Origin of the sequence: Pseudomonas fortuita, assembly GCF_026898135.2 — a bacterium.
In the GTDB taxonomy this organism is placed as follows: Bacteria; Pseudomonadota; Gammaproteobacteria; order Pseudomonadales; family Pseudomonadaceae; genus Aquipseudomonas; species Aquipseudomonas fortuita.
The window spans coordinates 634,510-660,359 of the sequence record NZ_CP114035.2 but is presented as its reverse complement, the minus strand read 5'-3'; the positions used below and the strand labels follow the sequence as shown (position 1 = coordinate 660,359).

Below are 25,850 nucleotides of genomic sequence, written 5' to 3'. Positions count from 1 at the left end.
ATTTGGTCACATACTTCGCGCGAATCTCGGACATCGTGCTGGCTATTGCCGGGAACTGGACACTTGCCGTCGCTTTACGGCACACTCGCCGCGCTGTGTCGAATTGCCCTACAAATCCAAGGAATCCGCAGATGGCAACGCTACTGGTGCTCCACGGCCCCAACCTCAACCTGCTCGGTACTCGCGAGCCAGGCCATTACGGCGCCGTGACCCTGGCCCAGATCAACCAGGACCTGGAGCAACGTGCCCGCGCGGCAGGCCACCATCTGCAGTACCTGCAGAGCAATGCCGAATACGAACTGATCGACCGCATTCACGCCGCACGCAACGAGGGTGTGGACTTCATCCTGATCAATCCGGCTGCTTTCACCCACACAAGCGTCGCATTACGTGACGCATTGCTTGCAGTGAGCATCCCATTCATCGAAGTGCACCTGTCCAACGTGCACAAACGCGAACCGTTCCGTCACCACTCCTACTTTTCCGATGTTGCCGTAGGGGTGATCTGCGGTCTGGGCGCCAGCGGTTATCGCCTGGCCCTGGAGTCCGCGCTGGAACAACTGGCTGCCAACGCACAGCCCAAATGATGAAAACCCTGGCCTCAGTGGGCCAGGGTTCGATAGAAACGTATCGATACGTTTTTTAAATTTCGCCCCCTGACCGAACCTTTGGGAGTTGATGATTAATGGATATCCGTAAAGTCAAGAAACTGATCGAGCTGCTGGAAGAGTCTGGCATCGACGAACTGGAGATCAAGGAAGGCGAAGAGTCGGTCCGTATCAGCCGTCACAGCAAGACCCCAGCTGCCCAACAGTTCTACGCACCAGCACCGATGGCCGCTGCACCTGCTGCTGCCCCGGTTGCCGCTGCTGCTCCAGTCGCCGAAGCCGCTGCCGCAGCCCCGGCCCTGAAAGGCACCGTGATCCGCTCGCCAATGGTAGGTACCTTCTACCGCAAGCCTTCGCCGACCTCGCCGAACTTTGCTGAAGTTGGCCAGACCGTGAAGAAAGGCGACACCCTGTGCATCGTCGAAGCCATGAAGATGATGAACCACATCGAAGCCGATGTTGGCGGTGTCATCGACGCCATCCTGGTAGAAGACGGCCAGCCGGTTGAGTTCGACCAGCCGCTGTTCACCGTCGTTTGAATCGCGGAGAGCCAACGATGTCTGGGAAGCTCGAAAAAGTCCTGATCGCCAACCGTGGGGAAATTGCCCTGCGGATCCTGCGTGCCTGCAAAGAGCTGGGCATCAAAACCGTCGCTGTGCACTCCACCGCCGACCGTGAACTGATGCACCTGGGCCTGGCAGACGAGTCGGTCTGCATCGGTCCTGCATCGTCCAAGGATTCCTACCTGCATATCCCGGCAATCATCGCTGCCGCCGAAGTCACCGGCGCCACCGCGATTCACCCGGGCTACGGTTTCCTGGCAGAAAACGCCGACTTCGCCGAACAGGTTGAAAAATCCGGTTTCGCCTTCATCGGCCCGAAAGCCGATACCATTCGCCTGATGGGCGACAAGGTTTCGGCCAAGGACGCGATGATCAAGTCGGGCGTGCCGACCGTACCGGGCTCTGATGGCCCGCTGCCAGAAGACGAAGAAGTCGCCCTGGCGATTGCCCGTGACGTCGGCTACCCGGTGATCATCAAGGCCGCCGGTGGCGGTGGTGGTCGCGGCATGCGCGTGGTGCACAAGGAAGAGGACCTGATTTCCTCGGCCAAGCTCACCCGTACCGAAGCCGGTGCTGCCTTCGGCAACCCGATGGTCTACCTGGAGAAGTTCCTGACCAACCCACGCCACGTGGAAGTACAGGTTCTGTCCGACGGCCAAGGCAACGCCATCCACCTGGGCGACCGTGACTGCTCGCTGCAGCGCCGGCACCAGAAGGTTCTGGAAGAAGCACCAGCCCCGGGCATCGACGAGAAAGCCCGTCAGGAAGTGTTCAAACGTTGCGTCGATGCGTGCATCGAGATCGGCTACCGTGGTGCCGGTACTTTCGAGTTCCTGTACGAGAACGGCAGCTTCTACTTCATCGAGATGAACACCCGTGTGCAGGTTGAGCACCCGGTGTCGGAGATGGTTACCGGTATCGACATCGTCAAGGAGATGCTGAGCATCGCCGCTGGCAACAAGCTGTCGTTCCGCCAGGAAGACGTTGTGATCCGTGGCCACTCGCTGGAGTGCCGGATCAACGCCGAAGACCCGAAGAAGTTCATCCCGAGCCCAGGCAAGGTAAAACACTTCCACGCCCCGGGCGGCAATGGCGTACGCGTCGATTCGCACCTGTACAGCGGCTATTCGGTTCCGCCGAACTATGACTCGCTGATCGGCAAGCTGATCACCTACGGCAAGGACCGCGAAGAAGCCATGGCGCGCATGCGCAATGCCCTGGACGAGATCGTCGTTGACGGCATCAAGACCAACATCCCGCTGCACCGTGACCTGGTACGTGATGAAGGTTTCTGCAAAGGCGGCGTGAACATTCACTACCTCGAGCACAAACTGGCTAACCAGGACTGATCGAGCAGTGCGATGTCGCAAAACCCCGGACTGGTTCCGGGGTTTTTTATTGCCTGCCGGGGCCCTACCCCTTCATCCGCGGCATCTCGATGCAGTGCTCATGCACACGCCGATACAAGGTAGCCCGCGATATCCCCAACGCCCGCGCCGCATCGGCCGGTTTCCAGCGATGGCGGATCAGCGCGTCCAGCAGCAACTGCCGGGCCGGGCACGATACACCGCTGTCACTCGAAACGACTGCCTCGCCCCGCACCGCTTGTGGCAAATCCAGCAAGCGAACCTGCCCGACTTCACTCACCGCGCAGGCATAGCGCAAGACCTGCCGCAGCTGGCGCAGGTTGCCCGGCCAGCGATAAACCAGCAACGCCTGTAGCGCATCATCGGCCAGCACCACGTCGACCCCACAGGCTTCGGCTTCTTCGGCCAGCAACTGGTGGATCAGCCCCAGGCGGTCCTCGCGCTCACGCAAGGGCGGCAGCTCGAAGCGGGCATTGGCCAGGCGGTAGTACAGGTCTTCACGAAAACGCCCGTCCGCCACCATCGTTGCCAGGTCACGGTGGGTGGCGCAGATCACCTGAATGTCCACGCGTTCGCGCCGTGCAGCACCCAGCGGCGCCACTTCGCCTTCGGCCAGCACGCGCAGCAGGCGGGTTTGCAGGTTCAGCGGCATGTCGCCGATTTCGTCAAGGAACAGGGTGCCGCCATCAGCCTGCTGCAACAGCCCCTGCATGCCTTTGCTGGAAGCCCCGGTGAAGGCCCCGGCCACGTAGCCAAACAGCTCGCTCTCAATCAGGTTTTCCGGGATGGCGGCGCAGTTCAGCGTGACAAACGGGCCGTCGCGGCGCTGGCTCTGCTGGTGCAACTGACGGGCGAAAACTTCTTTGCCGACCCCCGTCTCGCCTTGTACCAGCACCGCCAGGTTGCAGTCCTTGACCCGCGTGGCCAGCCGCAAGTGCTGCTCGATGCGGGGGTCCTGAGCCTGACGCAAGGGCTGCACGCGCGGGCGCTGCTGCGGGGCGCTGACACGGCCATACAGCCCGCCCAGGCCCGGCAGGCGCTGGGCGGACGAGGTGTTGACGCGCCGTAGCTGCCCCATGTCGAACAGTTCGCCAATGTGCTCAGGCAAGCGCCCCAAGTGCTGTACCAGCCGCTTGCGCGCCAGGCTGTTGATGGCTTGCAAGCGGCCGTCGGCATCCCAGGCCAGCAGGTAGTCGGGCTGGCTTTCCACATAACCCGGTGTGCCATGGGCACGCATCACCCAGTGGCCCTGTGCACTGTGCATGAAGAAGGCGTTTTCGATTTCACGGGCAGTCTGCTCGACCAACTGGCGGATCAAGTGTTGGCTGCGGCGATCATCCGGTGACTGCAGGGCCGAAACATCCACCACGCCCAGCAACTCGCCCTGCGGGTCGAACACCGGCGCTGCGGTGCAGGTCAGGCCGATGAAGGCTGCGCGGAAGTGATCGCGCTTGTGCACCGTGACCGGCGCCTTGCTGGTCAGCACCGCCGCCACACCGCAGGTGCCCTCCTCACCTTCCGACCAGCAAGTGCCCAGGTACAGCCCGGCCTTGCGGCAGTCATTGCGGATGGCCGATTCGACCCGGTAATCAATGGTGCGCCCCTGGGCATCGGTCAGCAGCACGCAGTAGTCGGCGCCGCGCACCCGCTCGTGCAGGCGTGCCACGGCATCGCCAGCGATGCGCAGAAACAGTTCGGCGCGTTCGCGGCATTCGTTCAGCAGGCTTTGGGACAGGATGCGCGGCCCCTGTTGGGACCCGGGGTCGAGGCGGTACAGCTCCATGGAACGGCGCCATGAATCGAGGATCAGCGCTGGCACCGGTGCCTGGGGCAGGCGGTCGGCATTCTTCAGCACCCGGCTGACGCAGTCGACATGGGCTCGGGAGTTCGCGGCAAGCATTCAGGCCCTCCGGTTCTCGTTGCTGTTTTTATCGTTGTCCGGCCATTAAGCGCTTCCACGCATGCCCCGACAAGCACTGTGTGATTACCGGCTGGCTTGAGACGCTGCGTCTCAGCGTCTCGTCAACCAACGCCCCCCGTTGGCACCCAGCGTCTCGTGGACGCCACCAGGGGCACGTACTGCCGTGCAAGCAAACCGCTCTGGCACGGGCGCTTCAGCCAAGCCATGAAAAGCTGGCACCGGGCTTGCTCCTGCCCTTGCAAACAAAAATACGAGGTGCGCCATGCCGCTACCCGCCCCGATCGTCGGGATCATTGCCAACCCTGCCTCTGGCCGCGACCTGCGCCGCCTGACCGCCAATGCCGGGCTCTATTCGAGCACCGACAAGGCCTCGGCGATCCAGCGGCTGCTGGCTGCCTTCGGTGCTACCGGCGTCGGCCAGGTGCTGCTGCCCAGCGACATGACGGGCATCGCCGCCGCCGTGCTCAAGGCCAGCCAGGGTCCGGTCGCCCGTGACCAGCATTGGCCAACCATCGAAATACTCGACCTGCCGTTGACCCAGACCGTTGCCGACACGCATCTGGCTACCCGCCGCATGGTCGAGCGTGGTGTGGCGATGATCGCCGTGCTCGGCGGCGACGGCACCCACAAGGCGGTCGCTGCCCAGGCGGGTGACGTACCGCTGCTGACCTTGTCCACCGGCACCAACAATGCTTTCCCCGAACTGCGTGAAGCCACCAGCGCCGGTCTGGCCGGCGGCTTGCTCGCCTGCGGGCGGGTACCGACCGATGTCGGCCTGCGCCGCAACAAGCGCCTGCTGGTCAAAGTGCCCGAACAACAGCTTGCCGAGTGGGCACTGGTGGAGGTGGCAGTCTCGCCCCAGCGCTTCATCGGCGCCCGTGCGCTCAGCCGCAGCGAAGACCTGTGCGAGGTTTTTGCCTGCTTCGCCGAGCCCCATGCCATTGGCCTGTCAGCCCTGTGCGGGCTGTGGTGCCCGGTATCGCGCCAGGCCCCCCATGGCGTCTGGGTGCGCTTGAACCCCGGTGCCGAACAGGCGCTGCTCGCGCCCCTGGCGCCCGGCCTGCTGCAAGGTTGCGGCATCACCGCCAGCGGCACGCTTATGCCTGGCGTCGCCCATCGCCTGAGCCTTTCCAGCGGCACCTTGGCCCTGGACGGCGAGCGCGAAATCGAATTCGCCGAACACGATACACCCACCATCACGCTCGACCACCAAGGGCCGCTGAGCGTGGACGTCGAGGCGGTCCTGGCGCATGCCGCCCGCCATCACCTGCTGACCGTGCCGCGTGGCCATCGGCTGCACCCTGCAACCCCGCGTTGAGACAACCCTGGAGAACAACAAGATGTCCAATCAACTCAGTACCGAACAACTGCTGCATGCCTATGAAGTGATGCGCACCATTCGCGCCTTCGAGGAACGCCTGCACGTGGAGTTTGCCACGGGCGAGATCCCCGGCTTCGTCCACCTGTATGCCGGCGAAGAAGCCTCCGCCGCCGGGGTCATGGCCCACCTGCGCGACAGCGACTGCATTGCCTCGACCCACCGCGGCCATGGCCATTGCATCGCCAAGGGCGTGGATGTGTACGGCATGATGGCCGAAATCTATGGCAAGAAAACCGGCGTGTGCGGCGGCAAGGGCGGCTCGATGCACATTGCCGACCTGGAAAAGGGCATGCTCGGTGCCAACGGCATCGTCGGCGCCGGTGCACCGCTGGTGGCCGGGGCGGCATTGGCGGCCAAACTCAAGGGCCGTGATGACGTGTCGGTGGCCTTCTTCGGCGATGGCGCTTCCAACGAGGGTGCTGTGTTCGAAGCCATGAACATGGCGTCGATCATGAACCTGCCGTGCATCTTCGTGGCCGAGAACAACGGCTACGCCGAGGCCACCGCCTCCAATTGATCCGTCGCCTGCGACCACATTGCCGACCGCGCCGCCGGCTTCGGCATGCCGGGTGTCACCATCGACGGCTTCGACTTCTTTGCCGTGTACGAGGCCGCCGGGGCCGCCATAGAGCGCGCCCGTGCGGGGCAAGGGCCGTCACTGATCGAGGTCAAGCTCAGCCGCTACTACGGCCACTTCGAAGGCGATGCGCAAACCTACCGCGCCCCGGATGAAGTGAAGAACCTGCGCGAATCCCGCGACTGCCTGATGCAGTTCCGTAACAAGACCACCCGCGCTGGCCTGCTCACTGCCGGGCAACTGGACGCCATCGACGGGCGCATCGAGGACCTGATCGAAGACGCCGTGCGCCGCGCCAAGTCCGATCCCAAGCCACAGCCCGCCGACCTGCTCACCGACGTCTACGTCAGCTACCCCTGAGCCGCGGATTACAAGAACAACAGGAGAACCACCATGGCAAGAAAGATCAGCTACCAGCAGGCCATCAACGAAGCCCTGGCCCAGGAAATGCGCCGCGACAACACCGTGTTCATCATTGGCGAAGACGTTGCCGGCGGTGCCGGTGCACCCGGCGAAGATGACGCCTGGGGTGGCGTGCTGGGCGTGACCAAGGGCTTGTACCACCAGTTCCCCGGCCGCGTGCTGGACGCACCGCTGTCGGAAATCGGCTACGTCGGCGCTGCCGTCGGTGCCGCCACCCAAGGCCTGCGCCCGGTGTGCGAACTGATGTTCGTGGACTTTGCCGGCTGCTGCCTGGACCAGATCCTCAACCAGGCCGCCAAATTCCGCTATATGTTCGGCGGCAAGGCGGTCACCCCGCTGGTGATGCGCACCATGTACGGCGCTGGCCTGCGTGCGGCCGCCCAGCACTCGCAGATGCTCACCTCGCTGTGGACGCACATCCCCGGCCTGAAAGTGGTGTGCCCGTCCTCGCCTTACGATGCCAAGGGCCTGTTGATCCAGGCTATCCGCGACAACGACCCGGTGATCTTCTGCGAGCACAAGTTGTTGTACAGCATGCAGGGCGAGGTGCCGGAAGAGGTGTACACCGTGCCGTTCGGCGAGGCCAACTTCCTGCGCGATGGTGACGACGTGACCCTGGTCACCTATGGCCGCATGGTCCACGTGGCACTTGAAGCAGCCAACAACCTGGCCCGCCAGGGCATCGACTGCGAAGTGCTGGACCTGCGCACCACCAGCCCGCTGGACGAGGACAGCATTCTTGAAAGCGTGGAAAAAACCGGCCGCCTGGTGGTGATCGACGAAGCTAACCCGCGCTGCTCGATGGCCACCGACATCAGCGCGCTGGTGGCGCAAAAGGCCTTCGGCGCACTCAAGGGCCCGATCGAAATGGTCACCGCACCGCACACCCCGGTGCCGTTCTCCGATGCCTTGGAAGACCTGTACATCCCTGACGCGGCGAAGATCGAAGCAGCCGTGCGCAAGGTGATAGAAGCCGCAAGGAGTGCCGCATGAGCCAGATCCATACCCTGACCATGCCCAAGTGGGGCCTGTCGATGACCGAAGGCCGGGTGGACACCTGGCTCAAGCAGGAAGGTGACGCAATCAACAAGGGCGACGAGGTGCTGGACGTCGAGACTGACAAAATCAGCAGCAGCGTCGAAGCCCCGTTCAGTGGCGTACTGCGCCGCCAGGTGGCCAGGCCGGATGAAACCCTGCCGGTCGGCGCGCTGCTGGCAGTGGTGGTGGAAGGCGAAGCCGAAGAAGCGGAAATCGATGCGGTGGTGCAGCGCTTTCAGGCCGGGTTCGTCGCCGAAGGGGGGGCCGATCAGGCACAGGGGCCGGCCCCACAAAAGGCTGAAATAGGCGGCCGCCTGGTGCGCTGGTTCGAGCTGGGAGAAGGCGGCACGCCGCTGGTGCTGGTGCACGGTTTTGGTGGCGACCTCAACAACTGGCTGTTCAACCATCCGGCGCTGGCCGCCGAACGCCGCGTGATCGCCCTGGACCTGCCAGGGCACGGCGAGTCCGCCAAAGCACTGCAACGTGGCGACCTGGATGAGCTGAGCGAAACCGTGCTGGCGCTGCTCGACCACCTGGGCATCGCCAAGGCCCACCTGGCCGGGCACTCCATGGGCGGCGCGGTAAGCCTCAACGTGGCGCGCCTGGCGCCGCAGCGGGTGGCAAGCCTGAGCCTGGTGGCCAGCGCCGGCCTGGGCGAAGCGATTAACGGGCAGTACCTGCAAGGCTTTGTCGCCGCCGCCAACCGCAACGCCCTTAAACCGCAGATGGTGCAATTGTTTGCCGACCCGGCGCTGGTGACCCGGCAAATGCTGGAGGACATGCTCAAGTTCAAGCGCCTGGAAGGTGTTGATACCGCATTGGCCCAGCTGGCATCGGCCATCGCCGACGGCAACCGGCAGCGCCACGACCTGCGTGGGGTGCTGGGGCAGCATCCGGCGCTGGTGGTGTGGGGCGGGAAGGACGCGATCATCCCGGCCAGCCATGCCGAAGGCCTGGAGGCCGAGGTGCTGGTGCTAGCCGACGCCGGTCACATGGTGCAGATGGAGGCGGCTGAAGAAGTGAACCGCAGGATGGTGGATTTTTTGCGGGGGCATTGAAGGGTATGACTTGAGTTGTGCATCGCCTGTGAGATCGAGCGCCGCCCGCGCGGCGCTTCGCGGGGCAAGCCCGCTCCCACATTTGTTTCGGGCCAGTCACTCCTGCACCCTAGGCGCGCGCCCCCTGGATGTATGACATGAGATTAATGAAGAGCAGCTGCTTACCCTTCGATATCGAATGGAACAAACAAGGGGCCGCGCGGAAAAGGGTCAGGTAGTACTGGCCCGAAACAGATGTGGGAGCGGGCTTGCCCCGCGAAGCGCCGCGCGGGCGGCGCTCGATCTCACAGGCGATGAACAACTCAAGGCATGCACTTGTCTGCCCACCCTCGATCCCCCGACATTCACCCCACAGCCATCTCGCCGCGCCGGTCCGTTGCCTCATCTACTTGTGCCCTATCTGTCTCGGCCCCTTATTCTGCGTCATACTCGGCAAACCTATTGCCCGGTCCTCGCCATGCGTCCACTGCTCCCCATTACCTTGGTCCTGCTGCTCGCCGCCTGTGGCGATGGCGAATCGCTGCTTGCGCCGGACGCACGCCTGCCTGACGGGGGGCGTTACCGGGGGCAAGTGGTCGACGGCCTGTTGCAGGGCGAGGGCCGTATCGACTACCCCAACGGCAGTTGGTACGCCGGCGGCTTCAAGGACGGGCAGTGGCATGGCCAGGGCGAGTGGCATGGCCAGAACGGCGAGGTTTACCGTGGCCAGTTTGCCGAGGGGCTGTTCGAGGGGCTGGGCGACCTGACCACCCCGGGCAGCCACTACAGTGGCACCTTCAAGCACGGCCGCCGCGACGGCGAAGGCACGCTCAAGCAAGCCGACCAGACCTACCGCGGCCAGTTCAAGGACGACCTGTACGAAGGCGCGGGCGAGCTGGAGCTGGCCGACGGCAGCCGCTATCAAGGCCTGTTCGCCAAGGGCAAGCCCAACGGCGCCGGCGTACGCAGCGATGCCAGCGGCAACCAGTTCAGCGGGCGCTTCGTCAACGGCCAGCTGCAAGGCAGCGGTACTTACGACAGCGTCGACGGCGAGCAGTACATCGGTGAGTTCAAGGACAACCGCCTGGAAGGCCGTGGCCGCTATGAAAGCGCCGATGGCGATGTGTGGATCGGCGAGTTCAAGGATGGCTCGCTGGTGGGCGAAGGCGAACTGCTGGGCAGCGACGGCAGCCACTACAAGGGCGAGTTCATCGACTGGCGCCTGTCGGGCCAGGGCAGCCTGCAGCTGGCCGACGGCAGCACGTATGTCGGCGGCTTCCTGAACGATGCCTACCATGGCCATGGGCGGCTGACCCTTGCCAGTGGCCAGGTCGAAAGTGGCACCTGGGCCAACGGCGTTCGCGTACGCGACCAGAAAGGCAAGCTGCTGCCCGACCCTCTCGACCTGGCCCTGCTCAACCAGGGCCGGCTGCTGGAAGAGGCGCTTGCGCGCGTACCGCGCTCGGCACCGCCCATTCAGCTTTACAGCCTGGTAGTGGCCGGCGATGGCCAGCAAAGCGTGTTTCTGCGAGAAGCCGACTATGTCAGCAACATGCTCAAAGTGCGCTTTGGCGCCCGTGGCCAAGTGACCTTGGTCAATCACCGCGACCACATGGCCACCCGACCTATGGCCACCCGCGAGACCCTCACCCGTGCCGCCATCACGCTGGCCGAACGCAGCGGCCCCGAAGACCTGGTGTTCATCTACCTCACCAGCCACGGCAGCCAGGACCACCAGTTGGTGCTCGACCAGCCGCGCCTGCAACTGGCCGACCTTACTGCCGACGAGCTGGCCACCGCCCTGGCGCCACTGAAAAACCGCGACAAGGTAATCGTCATCTCGGCGTGCTATTCAGGCGGCTACATTGCCCCGCTCAAGGATGAGCGCACGGTGATAATGACCGCCGCTCGGGCCGACCGCGTGTCCTTCGGGTGCTCGGAAGAAGCCGATTTCACCTACTTTGGTGACGCCCTGTTCGCAGAAGCACTGAACCAGACCGACGACCTGAAACAGGCGTTTGAACTGGCACGCGCCAGCGTTGCCGAAAGAGAACAAAGGGAAGGCTTCGAGGCTTCGGAGCCCCAGCTGTGGGCGCCGCCAGCAGTACTTGAACACTGGCAGCACTTGCGCCGGCAACAGGCCGAAGAAGCATTGCGTAACGCCGCACAGGCCAACGTGGGAGGACAGGCAAAAATGCCTGGCAGCCACTAGACTTGTGTGTAACAAGGGAGAGACATCATGTATTTGACGCCTCAGCATGTCCTGCTTGCCGGTGCCACCGGCCTGACCGGTGAGCACCTGCTTGACCGCCTGCTCAACGAGCCCACCATCACCCGCGTACTGGCGCCTACCCGCCGGCCGCTGGCCGGGCATCCGCACCTGGAAAACCCGGTCGGCGACCCGGCGGTATTTCTTCCACAGCTGGCCGGGCGTGTTGATATCGCCTACTGCTGCCTGGGCACCACGCTGAAACAGGCCGGCTCCGAATCGGCTTTCCGCGCAGTGGACCTGGACATGGTAGTGGCGTTCAGCAAGCGTGCCCGGGAGATGGGCGCACGGCATTTGCTGGTGGTCAGTGCGCTGGGCGCCGACCCAAAATCGTCTATTTTCTACAACCGGGTGAAGGGCGAGATGGAAGAAGCGCTCAAAGCCCAGGACTGGCCGCAGCTGACCATCGTGCGGCCGTCTTTGCTATTGGGCGAGCGGATTGAGCCACGGCTCGCGGAACAACTGGCTTCGCCGTTTTCCCGGTTGATCCCCGGCAAGTACAGAGGGATCGAGGCTTGTACCCTGGCCCGAGCCTTGTGGCGGCTGGCGCTGGAGGAAGAGGACGGGGTGCGGATTGTGGAGTCGGATGAGCTTCGCAAGTTGGGCAAAACCCCCTGAAAGCTGCACTGGACCGTTGCAGGAGCGGCCTTGTGTCGCGATAGGGCCGCAAGGCCGCTCCCACAAGGGTGCACGGCGCTGGCTAGAGGCCGCCGGTGGCCTGGAAGCCTACCCCGGCCGCAGTCAGCAATGACAACGGCAACAACAGCGTATCGAGCAGCATGCTGCCGGGCAGGTCCAGGCCTGGATAGGCCGGTGCATCAGCCCCGTAGTGGTCCCGCGGGCAGCACCCGCCATTGATGACGTACAAATCCAGCCGGGTACCGGCATACACCACCGGTGCCCCTGGCTTGGCGGCATCCAGGGTGCGCGCAGTGGCGCAGCCGCCCAGCATCACCAGCGCCGCCACACCTAGCAACGCACGCTTCAATCATCCACCCCGAAATGATGCTCGCCCCAACGCGGCAACATGTCCTGGGGAATGGCCAGCAGGTTGAGGATGCGCGCCACGACAAAGTCGACCAGATCATCGATGGTTTGCGGCTGGTGATAGAAGCCCGGCGCCGCCGGCAGGATTACCGCCCCCATTTGCGACAGCTTGAGCATGTTTTCCAGGTGGATGGTGGAAAACGGTGCTTCGCGGGGTACCAGAATCAGCTGGCGACGCTCTTTGAGGGTAACGTCTGCCGCACGTTCGATCAGATTGTTGCAGCCACCTGTGGCGATCGAGGACAGGGTACCCGTAGAGCAAGGTACCACCACCATCGCCGCCGGGGCGCCGGAGCCTGAGGCCACCGGCGACATCCAGTCTTCCTTGCCGTACACACGGATCTGCCCGTCGGCGGCGCCGGTATATTCGGTAAGAAATGCCTGCATCGCCTGAGGCTTGGCCGGTAGCACCACGTCGGTCTCGGTGGCCATCACCAGCTGCGCGGCCTTGGAGATCAGAAAGTGCACCTCGCGGTCCTCGCGCACCAGGCAATCGAGCAGCCGCAGGCCATACTGGGCGCCCGAGGCGCCCGTCATGGCCAGGGTGATGCGTTCCGGCCCGCTCACTTCAGGGCCTCGGCCAGCTTGCCGTGCAGGCCACCGAAGCCGCCGTTGCTCATGATCACCACGTGGGTGCCGGGGCGTGCCTGGCCTTTGACCCGCTCGATGATCGCGTCGAGGCTGTCGGCCACCACGCTCGGTACCTTGCACTTCGCAGCGGTGGCCGCCAAGTCCCAGCCGAGGTTGGCCGGGGCGTACCAGATCACCTGGTCGGCGTCGTTGACGCTTTCCGGCAATCCGTCACGGTGGGCGCCGAGCTTCATCGAGTTGGAGCGTGGCTCGATCACGGCAATCACAGGCGACTCGCCAACACGCTTGCGCAGGCCGTCGAGGGTGGTGGCGATGGCGGTCGGGTGGTGGGCGAAGTCATCGTAGATGGTCACGCCCTGCACTTCGGCAACCTTTTCCATGCGCCGCTTGACGCTCTTGAAGGCGCTCAGGCCCTCGATGCCCATGGCCGGGACCACGCCGACATGGCGGGCCGCCGCCAAGGTAGCCAGGGCGTTGGCAACGTTGTGCTGGCCAGTCAGCGCCCAATCCACCACGCCCTGCACCTCACCCTCGAACAGTACCTCGAAACGCGAGCCGTCGGCGCTGAGCAGGCGCGCCTGCCACTGGCCGCCTTCGCCCGTAGTCTGCACCGGGGTCCAGCAACCCATGCCGATCACCCGCTCCAGCGCTTGCTCGGTGGTGGGGTGAATGACCAGGCCTTCGCCCGGGATGGTGCGCACCAGGTGGTGGAACTGCCGCTCGATCGAGGCCAGGTCCGGGAAAATGTCCGCATGATCGAACTCAAGGTTGTTGAGGATCGCGGTACGTGGGTGGTAGTGGACAAATTTCGAGCGTTTGTCGAAGAAGGCGCTGTCGTACTCGTCGGCTTCGACCACGAAGAACGGCGTATCGCCCAGGCGCGCCGACACCGAGAAGTTCTGCGGCACACCGCCAATCAGGAAGCCCGGGCTCATGCCGGCATGTTCCAGCACCCAGGCCAGCATGCTGCTGGTGGTGGTCTTGCCGTGGGTGCCGGCAACGGCCAGTACCCAGCGGCCCTGCAGCACGTGGTCTGCCAGCCATTGCGGGCCGGAAACATAGGGCAGGCCTTTGTTCAGCACGTACTCCACCGCCGGGTTGCCACGGGACATGGCATTGCCGATGACCACCAGGTCTGGCGCCGGGTCCAGCTGGGCGGGGTCATAGCCTTGGGTCAACTCGATGCCCTGGGCTTCGAGCTGGGTGCTCATCGGGGGATAGACATTGGCGTCGGAGCCGGTGACGCGATGGCCAAGTTCCTTGGCCAGCACCGCCAGCGAGCCCATGAAAGTGCCGCAAATACCGAGAATGTGAATATGCATGGTTGACCTCGCAAAACATCGAGGCAGGGTAGCCCAGGGCGCGACAATTCGCACTCGCTGTTTCGCTTAGTCAACCCGGGTGATGCCGTGTTTGCGCAGTTTTCGATACAAGGTATTGCGGCTGATGCCCAAGTGCTCGGCGACGCGGGTCAGGTGCCAGTGTTTTGCCTCTAGTACTGACAGGAGAGCTTCGCACTCAGCGGTCTCAAGGCGCACTGGCGTGCTTTTGTGGGAGAGACTGTTTTGCTCATGATCTCCAAGGCTATTGCTGAACCCGTGTGGGAGCGGGCTTGCCCCGCGAACACCGGCAAGGCCGGTGCCATCCACCGCGTTGCCTGCTTCGCGGGGCAAGCCCGCTCCCACAGAGGCCGCATTGCTGCGGAAGGTCGCGGGCAGGTCGCAGAGCTCAATGAAGGTGCTATCGCAAAGCGCTACCAATGTACGCAGTACATTGCGCATCTGCCGCACGTTCCCCGGCCAGGTGAAGTCCAGCAGCGCCTGGCGCGCACTGGGCTCCAGCTCGACCCGATGCCCCTGCGCCTCCTGACGCAGCAGGAAGTCCAGCAACTGCGCCTTGTCACTGCGATCGCGCACCGCCGGCAACGCCACCTCCAGGCCATTCAGGCGGTAATACAGGTCCTCGCGGAAACTGCCCTGTGCCACCCGCTCCAGCAGGTCGCGGTGGGTAGCGCTGACAATGCGCACGTCAACCGCTTGCGGTTCACCCCCGATCGGCACCACCTGGCGCTCCTCCAGCACCCGCAGCAGGCGGGTTTGCAGGGCCAGCGGCATGTCGCCGATCTCGTCCAGCAGCAAGGTCCCGCCGTCAGCCTGCAGCAGCTTGCCGCGCATGCCTTCTTTGCGTGCGCCGGTAAAGCTGCCACCTCGGTACCCAAACAGCTCGCTCTCGATCAGGCTCTCCGGGATCGATGCGCAGTTGATGGCGACAAACGGCTTGCCGCGCCGCTCACTGGCCTGGTGCACGGCCTGGGCAAACGCCTCCTTGCCACAACCGGTCTCGCCACGCAGCAACAACGGCACATCACGCTCAAACACCCGTACGCAGCGACGAAAGTCGTTTTGTAATGCCGGGTCGAGCAGGCAGATGGCCGGCTCCACTTCGCGCACGGGCTGGCGATAAGCGGTGGGCACTGACCATACCGGCGTACGTGCCTGGCCGCGCAGGCTGGCGAACACCTGGCGGCCGTCCCGGGTGTGTAGCGGCCATACCGTACTGCCAGCGGGCATGGCGCGGTTGAACAACTCGTCGTGGCTGCAGGCAAAGAAGCGCTGCATGGGCTTGCCCAGCACGCCACCGCGCACGGTCCCCAAGAGGTTCAGCGCACTCTGGTTGGCCGCACAGATGCGCCCGTCACCGTCGAACGCCAGCAAACCTTCGCTGAACAGGCCAACCGATTCGGCCTGCAGGTGGAAACGCAGTAACCACTGCTGCTCGAAATGGCGCAGGAAATAGCAGCTTTCAATCATCTTCGCCGAGAGGTTGACCAATGCCATGGTGTGAAACTGACTCTGGCGGGAAACATCAGGCCGGGCCGACGACACATCAAGCACCGCCAGCAGTTCGCCATGGGGGTCGAACACCGGGCTGGCCGAGCAGGTCAGCCCGGTATGGCGGCCCCGAAAGTGCTCATTCTGGTGGATGGTCAGGGCCTGGCGCTCGACCAGGCAGGTGCCGATGCCGTTGGTGCCCTCGCGCGCTTCGCTCCAGTCGGCGCCCAGCCACAGCCCGGCACGCTCGAAGCTGCGCCGCTCGGCGGGCGCGCTGACGCAATTGAGGATTACCCCGCGGGCGTCGGTCAGCAATACCGCGTGGCCAGCCCCGGAAAGCTGCTGGTGAAGGCTGTTCATCTCATGGTCGGCAATTTGCAGCACCTGGTGCAGGCGCTCGCGGCTTTCCAGCAGGCGCCCGTGCTCAAGCACCAGCGGGGCCTCGATCACAGCAGGGTCAAGGTGGTAGTCCTCGAGGCAGCGCAGCCATGAGCGGGCGATGGACGGGTCACTGCCCCCCTCCCCGGCCCCACCGTGGGCAACGGTATGGACTTGCTGGGCATGGCGACTGAAAGGATTGCTCTGCATTGTTGTAGTTCTCCGCAGATAGAGAGTCTGATCAGCATCCTCCACCCGGGATGGCTTTGCAATGCACCCTGCGGCAACGTGTCGCAAATGGCACAAAGTGTCACCCCAGTGCGTACCGGCGCTGGTACAGCGCCCGTCAACCTGGCCCAGGCAACTGACCCAAGTCATTGATTTGCCTGGCGTGCCAAACGCTGGCCCAACCTTTGCTCTACGCTTCTCAACTCCCCAACAAACATAACAGCCAGGAGACACACCATGCGTTACGCACATCCCGGTACCGACGGCGCGAAGGTTTCCTTCAAGAGCCGCTACGGCAACTACATCGGTGGCGAGTTCGTAGCTCCGGTCAAGGGACAGTATTTCGAGAACACGTCCCCGGTGAATGGCAAACTGATCGCCGAATTCCCCCGCTCCACTGCCGAAGACATCGACAAGGCGCTCGACGCCGCCCACGCCGCTGCCGATGCCTGGGGTCGCACGTCGGTGCAGGACCGTTCCAACGTGCTGCTGAAGATTGCCGACCGCATCGAGCAGAACCTTGAGCTGCTGGCCATTACCGAAACCTGGGACAACGGCAAGCCCATCCGCGAAACCCTCAACGCCGACATTCCGCTGGCCGTCGACCACTTCCGCTACTTCGCAGGCTGCATCCGCGCCCAGGAAGGCGGCGCCGCCGAGATCAACGAAGGCACCGTGGCCTATCACATCCACGAGCCGCTGGGCGTCGTCGGGCAGATCATCCCGTGGAACTTCCCGATCCTGATGGCGGCCTGGAAGCTGGCGCCTGCGCTGGCCGCCGGTAACTGCGTGGTGCTCAAGCCTGCCGAGCAGACCCCACTGGGCATCACCGTGCTGCTGGAAGTGATCGGCGACCTGTTGCCACCTGGCGTGCTCAACGTGGTGCAAGGCTATGGCCGCGAAGCGGGTGAAGCGCTGGCGACCAGCAAGCGCATCGCCAAGATCGCCTTCACCGGTTCTACCCCGGTTGGCTCGCACATCATGAAATGCGCGGCCGAAAACATCATTCCGTCCACCGTCGAGCTGGGCGGCAAGTCGCCGAACGTGTACTTCGAAGACATCATGCAGGCGGAGCCGAGCTTCATCGAAAAGGCTGCCGAAGGCATGGTGCTGGCATTCTTCAACCAGGGCGAGGTCTGCACCTGCCCGTCGCGTGCCCTGGTGCAAGAATCGATCTACCCGCAGTTCATGGAAGTGGTGATGAAAAAGGTGCTGCAGATCAAGCGCGGCGACCCGCTGGACACCGACACCATGGTCGGCGCCCAGGCCTCGCAGCAGCAGTTCGAGAAGATTCTTTCGTATCTGCAGATCGCCCAGGACGAAGGCGCCGAGCTGCTGACCGGTGGCAAGGTCGAGAAGCTGGAAGGCTCGCTGGCCACCGGTTATTACATCCAGCCGACCCTGCTCAAGGGCAACAACAAGATGCGCGTGTTCCAGGAAGAAATCTTCGGACCGGTGGTCAGCGTCACCACCTTCAAGGACGAAGCCGAAGCACTGGCGATTGCCAACGACACGGAGTTCGGCCTGGGTGCCGGCGTGTGGACCCGCGACATCAACCGTGCCTACCGCATGGGCCGCGGAATCAAGGCCGGCCGCGTGTGGACCAACTGCTACCACCTGTACCCGGCGCATGCGGCGTTTGGCGGGTACAAGAAGTCCGGCGTTGGCCGTGAGACCCACAAGATGATGCTCGACCACTATCAGCAGACCAAGAACCTGCTGGTGAGCTACGACATCAACCCGCTGGGCTTCTTCTAAACCGCGTCGCGGCCTTCGCAGGCTCGCCCGCTCCCACAGGTTCACCGTTGCTTCCAGAACCGATGCAATACCTGTGGGAGCGGGCAAGCCCGCGAAGAGGCCGGACCTGATCTACACAAAACCCAGAGCGGCAACCGTGCACCAACCGCTCTGGCTCGCTTCCTGCAGTACACATCACCATCGGCCCGAACCCTTCCGGCCACCAAGAAAAAGAACAGGTGAATCTATGCCAAGCGATCATTCCGCCGGCTCGCCGGCAGGCTCTTCCGTCGACTTCGAAAAAGTTGGGTCGGACTATTTCCAGCAACGTGAACTGAAAAAAGGCGCCGCCGGCTGGGTACTGCTGGTCGGCCTGGGCGTGGCCTATGTCATCTCCGGCGACTATGCCGGCTGGAACTTCGGCCTGGCCCAGGGTGGCTGGGGCGGCATGTTCCTCGCCACCTTGCTGATGGCCACCATGTACCTGTGCATGTGCTTTTCGCTGGCCGAACTGTCGTCGATGATCCCCACCGCAGGCGGCGGCTACGGCTTTGCCCGCAGCGCCTTCGGCCCGTGGGGCGGCTTCCTGACCGGCACGGCAATCCTCATCGAATACGCCATTGCGCCCGCAGCCATCGCCGTGTTCATCGGCGCCTATTGCCAGTCACTGTTCGGCATTGGCGGCTGGATGATCTACCTGGCGTTCTACATCGTGTTCATCGGCATCCACATCTTTGGTGTGGGTGAGGCGTTGAAGCTGATGTTCATCATCACCGCCATCGCCGCCATCGCCCTGGCGGTGTTCCTGGTGAGCATGGTGCCCCATTTTGATGCAGCCAACCTGTTCGACATCGCCAAAACGGACGCAGTAGGTGCCAGCAGCTTCCTGCCGTTCGGCTATGTCGGCGTGTGGGCGGCCATCCCTTACGCCATCTGGTTCTTCCTTGCCGTCGAAGGCGTGCCGCTGGCCGCCGAAGAAACCAAGAACCCCAAGCGTGACCTGCCGCGCGGCCTGATCGGCGCCATGCTGGTACTGCTGGCCTTCGCCCTGCTGATCCTGGTGGTCGGCCCTGGCGGTGCAGGCTCCGAAGCGCTGAAAGCATCGGGCAACCCGCTGGTCGAAGCGCTGTCCAAGGCTTACGGCGGCAGCACCTGGATGGGTGGCTTCGTCAACCTGGTGGGCCTGGCCGGGCTGATCGCCAGCTTCTTCTCGATCATCTACGCCTATTCCCGGCAGATCTTCGCCCTGTCCCGCGCAGGCTACCTGCCGCGCAAACTGTCGGAAACCAACAAAAGCAAGGCCCCGGTACTGGCCCTGATCATCCCCGGCATCATCGGCTTTGCCCTGTCGCTGACCGGCCAGGGCGACTTGCTGATCCTGGTGGCGGTATTCGGCGCTACGCTGTCCTATGTGCTGATGATGGCCGCGCACATCACCCTGCGCATCCGCCGGCCGAAGATGGAGCGCCCGTACCGCACCCCAGGTGGCATCTTCACGTCAGGCGTGGCACTGGTGCTGGCCTGCCTCGCCGTGGTTGCCGGTTTCCTGGTTGACCCGCGTGTGGTGATTGGCGCCGCAGTGATCTATGCGGTATTGATTGCCTACTTTGCTTTCTACAGCCGCCACCATCTGGTCGCTGGCACGCCGGAAGAGGAATTCGCCGCCATCCAGCAGGCCGAAGAGGCCTTGCACTGATTGCCGCCACCCGCCGCGGGGCAGCCCGCGGCTCTGGAGATTTGTATGGCAAGTTTCGTACACACGGTAGGCCACCTGGTCTACCGCTTCGACAGCCTCAAGGACGTGATGGCCAAGGCCAGCCCCGCACGCTCGGGGGACTACCTGGCAGGCGTGGCGGCCAGCAACGACGGCGAGCGTGTTGCTGCGCAGATGGCGCTGGCCAATATCCCGCTGACCCACTTTCTCAATGAAGCCCTGATTCCTTACGAAGCGGATGAAGTCACCCGCCTGATCATCGACACCCACGATGCCCAGGCCTTTGCCCCGGTCAGCCACCTGACCGTGGGCGGCCTGCGCGACTGGCTGCTGAGCGAAGAGGCCGATGAAGACAGCCTGCGCGCACTGGCGCCAGGGCTGACGCCGGAAATGGCGGCGGCGGTGTCGAAGATCATGCGCGTGCAGGACTTGGTGCTGGTGGCGCAGAAGATCCGCGTAGTCACCCGGTTCCGCGGCACCATGGGCTTGCGCGGGCGCTTGTCTACCCGGCTGCAGCCCAACCACCCGACCGACGAGCCGGCCGGTATCGCCGCCAGCATTCTCGACGGGCTGCTGTACGGTAACGGCGACGCGATGATCGGCATCAACCCGGCCACCGACAGCATTGCCTCGATCTGTGCCCTGCTGGAAATGCTAGACGCCATCATCCAGCGCTACGACATCCCCACCCAGGCCTGCGTGCTCACCCATGTCACCACCTCGATCGAGGCGATCAACCGCGGCGTGCCGCTGGACCTGGTGTTCCAGTCCATTGCCGGCACCGAGGCGGCCAACGCCGGGTTTGGCATCAACCTGAACGTGTTGCAGGAGGGGTACGAAGCGGGCCTGTCGCTGAAACGCGGCACCCTTGGGCAAAACCTGATGTATTTCGAAACCGGCCAGGGCAGCGCACTGTCGGCCAACGCCCACCATGGCGTCGACCAGCAAACCTGCGAGACCCGTGCCTATGCCGTGGCCCGCCACTTCAAGCCGTTTCTGGTCAACACCGTGGTCGGTTTCATCGGCCCGGAGTACCTGTACAACGGCAAGCAGATCATCCGCGCCGGCCTTGAAGACCACTTCTGCGGCAAGCTGCTGGGTGTGCCGATGGGCTGCGACATCTGCTACACCAACCACGCCGAAGCCGACCAGGACGACATGGACACCCTGCTGACCCTGCTGGGGGTGGCCGGGATCAACTTCATCATGGGCATCCCTGGCTCCGACGACATCATGCTCAACTACCAGACCACCTCGTTCCACGACGCGCTGTACGCACGCCAGACCTTGGGCCTGAAGCCCGGGCCGGAGTTCGAGGCATGGCTGGCCCGCACCGGCATCTTCACCCAGGCCGATGGCCGGGTGCGTTTCGGTGACAACCTGCCCCTGGCTTTCCGCCAGGCCTTGGCACAGCTTGCATAGGGATGACCATGGACCATCGCACGCCTACCCCCGACAACCCTTGGCTGGCCCTGCGCAACCTGACCCCGGCGCGCATCGCCCTGGGCCGCGCCGGCACCAGCCTGCCGACCGGGGCGCAGCTGGACTTCCAGTTCGCCCATGCCCAAGCCCGCGATGCCGTGCACCTGGCGTTCGATCATGCCGGCCTGGCTACCCAGCTGAGTGAGCGCGGACGCGAAAGCCTGGTGCTGCACAGCGCCGCCAGTGACCGCCATCAGTACCTGCAACGCCCGGACCTGGGCCGGCGACTGAACGATGCGTCGATTGCCACCCTGCGCCAGCACACCCAGGCCAACCCCGGCGGCGTCGATCTGGCCATTGTGGTCGCCGATGGCCTGTCAGCGCTGGCCGTGCACCGTCACACCCTGCCGTTTCTGAACCGTTTAGAGGAACAGGCCGCCGCCGACGGCTGGACCAGCGCCCCGGTTGTGCTGGTCCAGCAGGGGCGCGTGGCAGTGGCCGACGAGGTCGGTGAACTGCTGGGCGCACGGATGACGGTGATGCTGATCGGCGAGCGCCCGGGGCTGAGCTCACCCGACAGCCTTGGCCTGTATTTCACCTACGCGCCGAAGGTGGGCCTGACCGATGCCTACCGCAACTGCATTTCCAACATCCGCCTGGAGGGGTTGAGCTATGGCATGGCGGCGCACCGCCTGCTGTACTTGATGCGTGAAGCCTGCCGGCGGCAGCTTTCAGGAGTGAATCTGAAGGACGAAGCCGAGGTCCATAGCCTGGAGAATGAAGGCAGCGCCAGCCAGAAAGGCAACTTCCTGCTGGGTAAAGGGTAAAAAACCTGTCACGAAAGGCGGATTGCACTTGTGACATGCATTGGGCAGGATGCCCTTGAAAGCTGCTGGCATTCCGCTGTTTCCCCAAATGGACTCTGAGGGCCGCACATGCGCATCATCAAGGCAACCCTGGAACACCTCGACCTGCTCACCCCATTGTTCGTCAAATACCGGGAGTTCTATGGGCAGTTGCCCTACCCCGACAGCTCGCGCAGCTTTTTGGAAAAGCGCCTGAAGCGGGATGAATCGGTGATCTACCTGGCACTTCCCGATGATGACGACAGCAAGCTGATGGGTTTTTGCCAGCTCTACCCCAGCTACTCGTCGCTGTCGTTGAAACGGGTATGGATTCTGAACGACATCTACGTGGCCGAAGACTCGCGGCGCATGCTGGTGGCCGACCACCTGATGCGTGAAGCGAAGAAAATGGCCAAGGAAACCAACGCCGTGCGCATGCGGGTGTCGACCAGTGCGGACAATGAGGTAGCGCACAAGACCTACGAATCCATCGGGTTTCGTGAAGATACCGAGTTCAAAAGCTACATCCTGCCAATCAGCCAGGATTGACCCGCATGCCGGTACCGGCCTCATCGCCGGCAAGCCAGCGCCCACAGGTTGGCCACTACCTCAGGGCAGTCGTTGACCTGTGGGGGCTGGCTTGCCGGCGATGAGGCCGGTACAGTCGATACAACTGTCCAGGCCTTGCACCGTAACCCCCCGCTACAATCTCTCCGGGCATGCCCCTCACTTCGCCGTATAATGCCCCTCCTGTCATGTGTGAAAATTTACCCATCCTCAGGTAACCCTGCCTACACCCAAGAACACAGGTGCTGTACATGGATTTCAACCCGTTGGACCTTATCCTGCATCTCGATGCTTACCTCGATCTGCTGGTCACCAATTACGGTCCCTGGATCTACGCCATTCTATTCACCGTGATCTTCTGCGAAACCGGGCTGGTGGTCATGCCATTCCTGCCGGGCGACTCGCTGCTGTTCATCGCCGGCGCCGTAGCGGCAGGTGGTGGCATGGACCCTGTGCTGCTGGCTGGCCTGTTGATGGCTGCCGCAATCCTGGGCGACAGCACCAACTACGTCATCGGCCGAACAGCCGGGGAGCGGTTGTTCAACAACCCCAACTCGAAAATCTTCCGCCGCGACTACCTGCAGCGCACCCACGAGTTCTATGAACGCCATGGCGGCAAGACTGTGACCCTGGCGCGTTTCCTGCCTATCCTGCGTACCTTCGCACCGTTCGTCGCCGGCATCGCCCACATGCATTACCCGCGTTTCCTTGGCTTCAGCGTTGCCGGGTCGCTGCTGTGGGTCGGCGGCCTGGTCACCCTGGGCTACTTCTTCGGCAACGTGCCATTCATCAAGCAGCACCTGTCGCTGATGGTGGTGGGCATCATCATCCTGTCGCTGGTGCCGATGCTCCTCGGCCTGTTGCGCAGCCGCCTGGGCCGTGCGGCCAAGGCTCACTGACCTTTTAGCGAACAGCAGGCATGTGGTCGTTCAGCGCCTGGCGGCGCAAGCGCGCGCTGGCGCGCTACCCCATCGAGCCCGAACAGTGGCAGGCCGTGCGCGAGCGCCTGCCCATACTGGACGGCATCAGCGACGAGGAAGACCACTGGCTGCGTGAAGCCTGCATCCTGTTCCTGCTCGACAAGCACCTCACCTGCTTGCCAGGTGTCGAACCCGACGACGAGCAGCGCCTGTTGCTGGCCGCCCAGGCACAGTTGCCGCTGCTGCACCTGGGTGAGCTGAACTGGTACCAGGGCTTCCACGAAATCATCCTGTACCCCGACGATTTCAAGAGCCCCCAGCGCCACCGCGATGCCAGTGGCGTGGAGCATGTGTGGGACGGCGAGCACAGCGGCGAAGCCTGGCAACAGGGGCCGATCATTCTGGCCTGGAACGGCGTGCTGGCCGGTGGTGGCTGGGAGGCCTACAACCTGGTCATCCATGAGCTGGCGCACAAGCTCGACATGCTCAATGGCGATGCCAACGGCCTGCCCCCGCTACACAGCGGCATGCCGGTGGATGAATGGGCAACGGCCATGCAGCAGGCCTACGACGACCTCAACCGCCAGCTGGACAACAACCCCGACGCCGAAACTGCCATCGACCCGTATGCCGCGGAAAACCCGGCGGAATTCTTTGCCGTCACCAGCGAATACTTCTTTAGTGCCCCCGACCTGCTGCATCAGGCTTATCCACTGGTCTACCGCCAGTTGTCGCAGTTCTACCGGCAAGACCCGCTGGCGCGGCTGCACCGGCTGCAGGCCGAACACCCCGCATACGGCGAAAGCCACGCCTGACGGGGCCGCACATCAGGCCAGGCGTGGCATGCCCCGGCAGAATGTGCCTATAATCGCCGCCACTTTTTTGGTCAAACACGGGGGCACTGCCCAATGAGCTACAGCAAGATTCCGGCGGGCAAAGACCTGCCGAACGACATCTACGTCGCCATCGAAATCCCGGCCAACCACGCGCCGATCAAATACGAGATCGACAAGGACAGCGACACCCTGTTCGTCGACCGTTTCATGGCCACCCCGATGTTCTACCCAGCCAACTACGGTTTCATCCCGAACACCCTGGCTGACGACGGTGACCCGCTGGACGTGCTGGTGGTTACCCCTTACCCGGTAGCGCCAGGCTCGGTTATCCGCGCTCGTCCGGTTGGCGTGCTGAACATGACCGACGACGGCGGCGGTGACGCCAAGGTCATCGCTGTGCCTCACGACAAGCTGTCGCAGCTGTACGTCGACGTGAAGGAATACACTGACCTGCCAGCCCTGCTGATTCAGCAGATCGAGCACTTCTTTGCCAACTACAAAGATCTCGAGAAGGGCAAGTGGGTCAAGATCGAAGGCTGGGATGGCGCTGACGCCGCCCGTGCCGCGATTACCAAATCGGTTGCTGCCTACAAGGGCTGATACCGATTGTAAAAAAACCCGCTTCGGCGGGTTTTTTTATGCCTGAATCGGCGACAAGCCTTCATCGGTAAAATGTCCTACGCAGTCCTACACCAACGCCCTACAACGAGGCACTTTTCTTACAAGCCTCGTCAACAACTGGTTCATTTCCTTGCGGGGGCCCCGTCATTACACTCGCCCCATGAACACTTCCGGCGACCGCCTTAAAGCCCTTCTCCACGAATGTGGCCTGTCCGCTTCCGCTTTCGCCGCCCAGCGCAGCGTCACACCGCAGCACGTCAACAACTGGTTCAAACGCGGCGTGCCCCTGGCCCGCCTGGACGAACTGGCCGATCTGTTCTGTGTGCATCGGCGTTGGCTGCGCACGGGCGAAGGGCCAAAACACCCAAACCCGGTCCAGCGCAACTGCCCGCCACGCCAGGCGCCGGCCAACCCGCCCAGCCCACTGTCGGCACACCGTGCCCGGCAGGTAAAAGTGCCCTTTTTCGAACTGCAAAATGGCCTGCTTTCGCCGGTGCCCAGCAAACACCTGCGCCTACCCGCAAAAGCGCTGAAAAGATTGGGAGTGCACGCCGATAACGCCATCTGCCTGGCCATGACGGCAAACAACATGGTTCCGCAGGTGCCGCTGGGGGCCACTTTGGCAGTCGACCTGGGCATGACGCGGGTCATTGAGGGCGAAACCTACGCGCTGCTGCATAACGGCGCGCTGAGGGTAAACAACCTCAGCCTCAGCCCACAGGGCACCCTGTACCTGCGCAGCCATGACCGGCGCAATTACGCCGTCGAACGCTACACCCCTGCCCAGCGCCAGGCGCAGGGCCTGGAGATTATCGGGTGGGTATTCCACTGGTCGCATTTCCGCCAGCAGCGGCCTGGCTGAAACAACCTGTGCCATTTTTTGCTGGGCATCTTGCGCGTGCCCTTGTATGCTACGCCGCACATTAAGC

22 protein-coding genes and 1 pseudogene are annotated in these 25,850 nt (G+C 63.5%); 18 read left to right on the top strand and 5 right to left on the bottom strand.

Features of this window, described 5'->3' with window-relative positions; genetic code table 11:
- Positions 1-131 precede the first annotated feature (131 nt).
- The 3 genes from aroQ to accC all read left to right on the top strand — a co-directional run bounded on the left by aroQ (position 132) and on the right by accC (position 2,520).
- Entirely contained in the window at positions 132-587 is a 456-nt protein-coding gene (aroQ, locus tag OZ911_RS03020; protein WP_003255330.1) for a type II 3-dehydroquinate dehydratase, read from the top strand.
- 98 nt (positions 588-685) lie between these two features.
- Positions 686-1,147 carry an acetyl-CoA carboxylase biotin carboxyl carrier protein gene (gene accB / locus OZ911_RS03015; RefSeq protein ID WP_016484735.1) on the top strand — a complete coding sequence of 154 codons (462 nt, stop codon included), beginning with the start codon at positions 686-688 and terminating at the stop codon, positions 1,145-1,147.
- Between the two features lie 17 nt (positions 1,148-1,164).
- Positions 1,165-2,520 (top strand): acetyl-CoA carboxylase biotin carboxylase subunit, encoded by a 1,356-nt coding sequence (gene accC / locus OZ911_RS03010; RefSeq protein WP_016484734.1) that lies wholly within the window; start codon positions 1,165-1,167, stop codon positions 2,518-2,520.
- 64 nt (positions 2,521-2,584) lie between these two features.
- Here the strand turns inward: accC and OZ911_RS03005 are convergent, their stop codons facing one another.
- On the bottom strand, positions 2,585-4,438 hold the full coding sequence (locus OZ911_RS03005; protein WP_016484733.1) for a sigma-54-dependent Fis family transcriptional regulator: 1,854 nt from the start codon (positions 4,436-4,438) through the stop codon (positions 2,585-2,587).
- Between the two features lie 283 nt (positions 4,439-4,721).
- On the opposite strand from OZ911_RS03005, the gene OZ911_RS03000 reads away from it, so the two are divergent.
- The 6 genes and pseudogenes from OZ911_RS03000 (at position 4,722) to OZ911_RS02975 (ending at position 11,802) form a co-directional block, all read left to right on the top strand.
- Positions 4,722-5,777 carry an ATP-NAD kinase family protein gene (locus OZ911_RS03000; RefSeq protein WP_023049488.1) on the top strand — a complete coding sequence of 352 codons (1,056 nt, stop codon included), beginning with the start codon at positions 4,722-4,724 and terminating at the stop codon, positions 5,775-5,777.
- Positions 5,778-5,799: 22 nt separating this feature from the next.
- Positions 5,800-6,777 (top strand): annotated as a pseudogene (locus tag OZ911_RS02995) (thiamine pyrophosphate-dependent dehydrogenase E1 component subunit alpha).
- Positions 6,778-6,810: 33 nt separating this feature from the next.
- Positions 6,811-7,833, top strand: coding sequence for an alpha-ketoacid dehydrogenase subunit beta (locus OZ911_RS02990; RefSeq protein WP_013970705.1), 1,023 nt, complete (start codon positions 6,811-6,813; stop codon positions 7,831-7,833).
- The gene (locus OZ911_RS02985; protein ID WP_070086844.1) at positions 7,830-8,936 is read left to right on the top strand and encodes an acetoin dehydrogenase dihydrolipoyllysine-residue acetyltransferase subunit; all 1,107 of its coding nucleotides are present in this window, start codon (positions 7,830-7,832) and stop codon (positions 8,934-8,936) included. Before OZ911_RS02990 ends, OZ911_RS02985 begins: the two co-directional genes overlap by 4 nt.
- Positions 8,937-9,393: 457 nt before the next feature.
- Positions 9,394-11,127: a C13 family peptidase gene (locus OZ911_RS02980; protein ID WP_016484728.1), complete on the top strand. Its 1,734-nt coding sequence runs from the start codon at positions 9,394-9,396 to the stop codon at positions 11,125-11,127.
- A gap of 27 nt (positions 11,128-11,154) precedes the next feature.
- The gene (locus OZ911_RS02975) at positions 11,155-11,802 is read left to right on the top strand and encodes an oxidoreductase (RefSeq protein ID WP_016484727.1); all 648 of its coding nucleotides are present in this window, start codon (positions 11,155-11,157) and stop codon (positions 11,800-11,802) included.
- Between the two features lie 82 nt (positions 11,803-11,884).
- Here OZ911_RS02975 and OZ911_RS02970 read toward each other — a convergent pair whose 3' ends face one another.
- The 4 genes from OZ911_RS02970 to OZ911_RS02955 all read right to left on the bottom strand — a co-directional run bounded on the left by OZ911_RS02970 (position 11,885) and on the right by OZ911_RS02955 (position 16,241).
- On the bottom strand, positions 11,885-12,172 hold the full coding sequence (locus OZ911_RS02970; RefSeq protein ID WP_016484726.1) for a YceK/YidQ family lipoprotein: 288 nt from the start codon (positions 12,170-12,172) through the stop codon (positions 11,885-11,887).
- Positions 12,169-12,798 carry a flavin prenyltransferase UbiX gene (gene ubiX / locus OZ911_RS02965; RefSeq protein WP_023047368.1) on the bottom strand — a complete coding sequence of 210 codons (630 nt, stop codon included), beginning with the start codon at positions 12,796-12,798 and terminating at the stop codon, positions 12,169-12,171. The genes OZ911_RS02970 and ubiX overlap by 4 nt, the downstream gene beginning before the upstream one ends.
- On the bottom strand, positions 12,795-14,144 hold the full coding sequence (mpl, locus tag OZ911_RS02960; protein ID WP_023047369.1) for a UDP-N-acetylmuramate:L-alanyl-gamma-D-glutamyl-meso-diaminopimelate ligase: 1,350 nt from the start codon (positions 14,142-14,144) through the stop codon (positions 12,795-12,797). The genes ubiX and mpl overlap by 4 nt, the downstream gene beginning before the upstream one ends.
- Before the next feature lie 66 nt (positions 14,145-14,210).
- The gene (locus OZ911_RS02955) at positions 14,211-16,241 is read right to left on the bottom strand and encodes a sigma-54-dependent Fis family transcriptional regulator (RefSeq protein WP_023047370.1); all 2,031 of its coding nucleotides are present in this window, start codon (positions 16,239-16,241) and stop codon (positions 14,211-14,213) included.
- A 255-nt stretch (positions 16,242-16,496) separates the two neighbouring features.
- On the opposite strand from OZ911_RS02955, the gene exaC reads away from it, so the two are divergent.
- The 9 genes from exaC (at position 16,497) to OZ911_RS02910 (ending at position 25,783) form a co-directional block, all read left to right on the top strand.
- Entirely contained in the window at positions 16,497-18,017 is a 1,521-nt protein-coding gene (gene exaC / locus OZ911_RS02950; protein ID WP_016484722.1) for an acetaldehyde dehydrogenase ExaC, read from the top strand.
- 226 nt (positions 18,018-18,243) lie between these two features.
- Positions 18,244-19,692: an ethanolamine permease gene (gene eat, locus OZ911_RS02945; RefSeq protein WP_023047371.1), complete on the top strand. Its 1,449-nt coding sequence runs from the start codon at positions 18,244-18,246 to the stop codon at positions 19,690-19,692.
- Between the two features lie 45 nt (positions 19,693-19,737).
- Complete coding sequence (locus OZ911_RS02940; protein ID WP_016484720.1) at positions 19,738-21,132, top strand: ethanolamine ammonia-lyase subunit EutB; 1,395 nt, start codon at positions 19,738-19,740, stop codon at positions 21,130-21,132.
- 8 nt (positions 21,133-21,140) lie between these two features.
- On the top strand, positions 21,141-21,959 hold the full coding sequence (eutC, locus tag OZ911_RS02935) for an ethanolamine ammonia-lyase subunit EutC (protein ID WP_070086845.1): 819 nt from the start codon (positions 21,141-21,143) through the stop codon (positions 21,957-21,959).
- 108 nt (positions 21,960-22,067) lie between these two features.
- A complete protein-coding gene (locus OZ911_RS02930; RefSeq protein ID WP_016484718.1) occupies positions 22,068-22,526 on the top strand; it encodes a GNAT family N-acetyltransferase in 459 nt (152 codons plus the stop codon).
- 269 nt (positions 22,527-22,795) lie between these two features.
- On the top strand, positions 22,796-23,443 hold the full coding sequence (locus OZ911_RS02925; RefSeq protein WP_016484717.1) for a DedA family protein: 648 nt from the start codon (positions 22,796-22,798) through the stop codon (positions 23,441-23,443).
- Positions 23,444-23,463: 20 nt separating this feature from the next.
- Positions 23,464-24,279 (top strand): M90 family metallopeptidase, encoded by an 816-nt coding sequence (locus OZ911_RS02920; RefSeq protein ID WP_023048657.1) that lies wholly within the window; start codon positions 23,464-23,466, stop codon positions 24,277-24,279.
- Positions 24,280-24,372: 93 nt separating this feature from the next.
- Entirely contained in the window at positions 24,373-24,900 is a 528-nt protein-coding gene (gene ppa, locus OZ911_RS02915; protein WP_016484715.1) for an inorganic diphosphatase, read from the top strand.
- A 181-nt stretch (positions 24,901-25,081) separates the two neighbouring features.
- Positions 25,082-25,783, top strand: coding sequence for a LexA family transcriptional regulator (locus OZ911_RS02910; protein ID WP_016484714.1), 702 nt, complete (start codon positions 25,082-25,084; stop codon positions 25,781-25,783).
- The last annotated feature ends 67 nt before the right edge of the window (positions 25,784-25,850 follow it).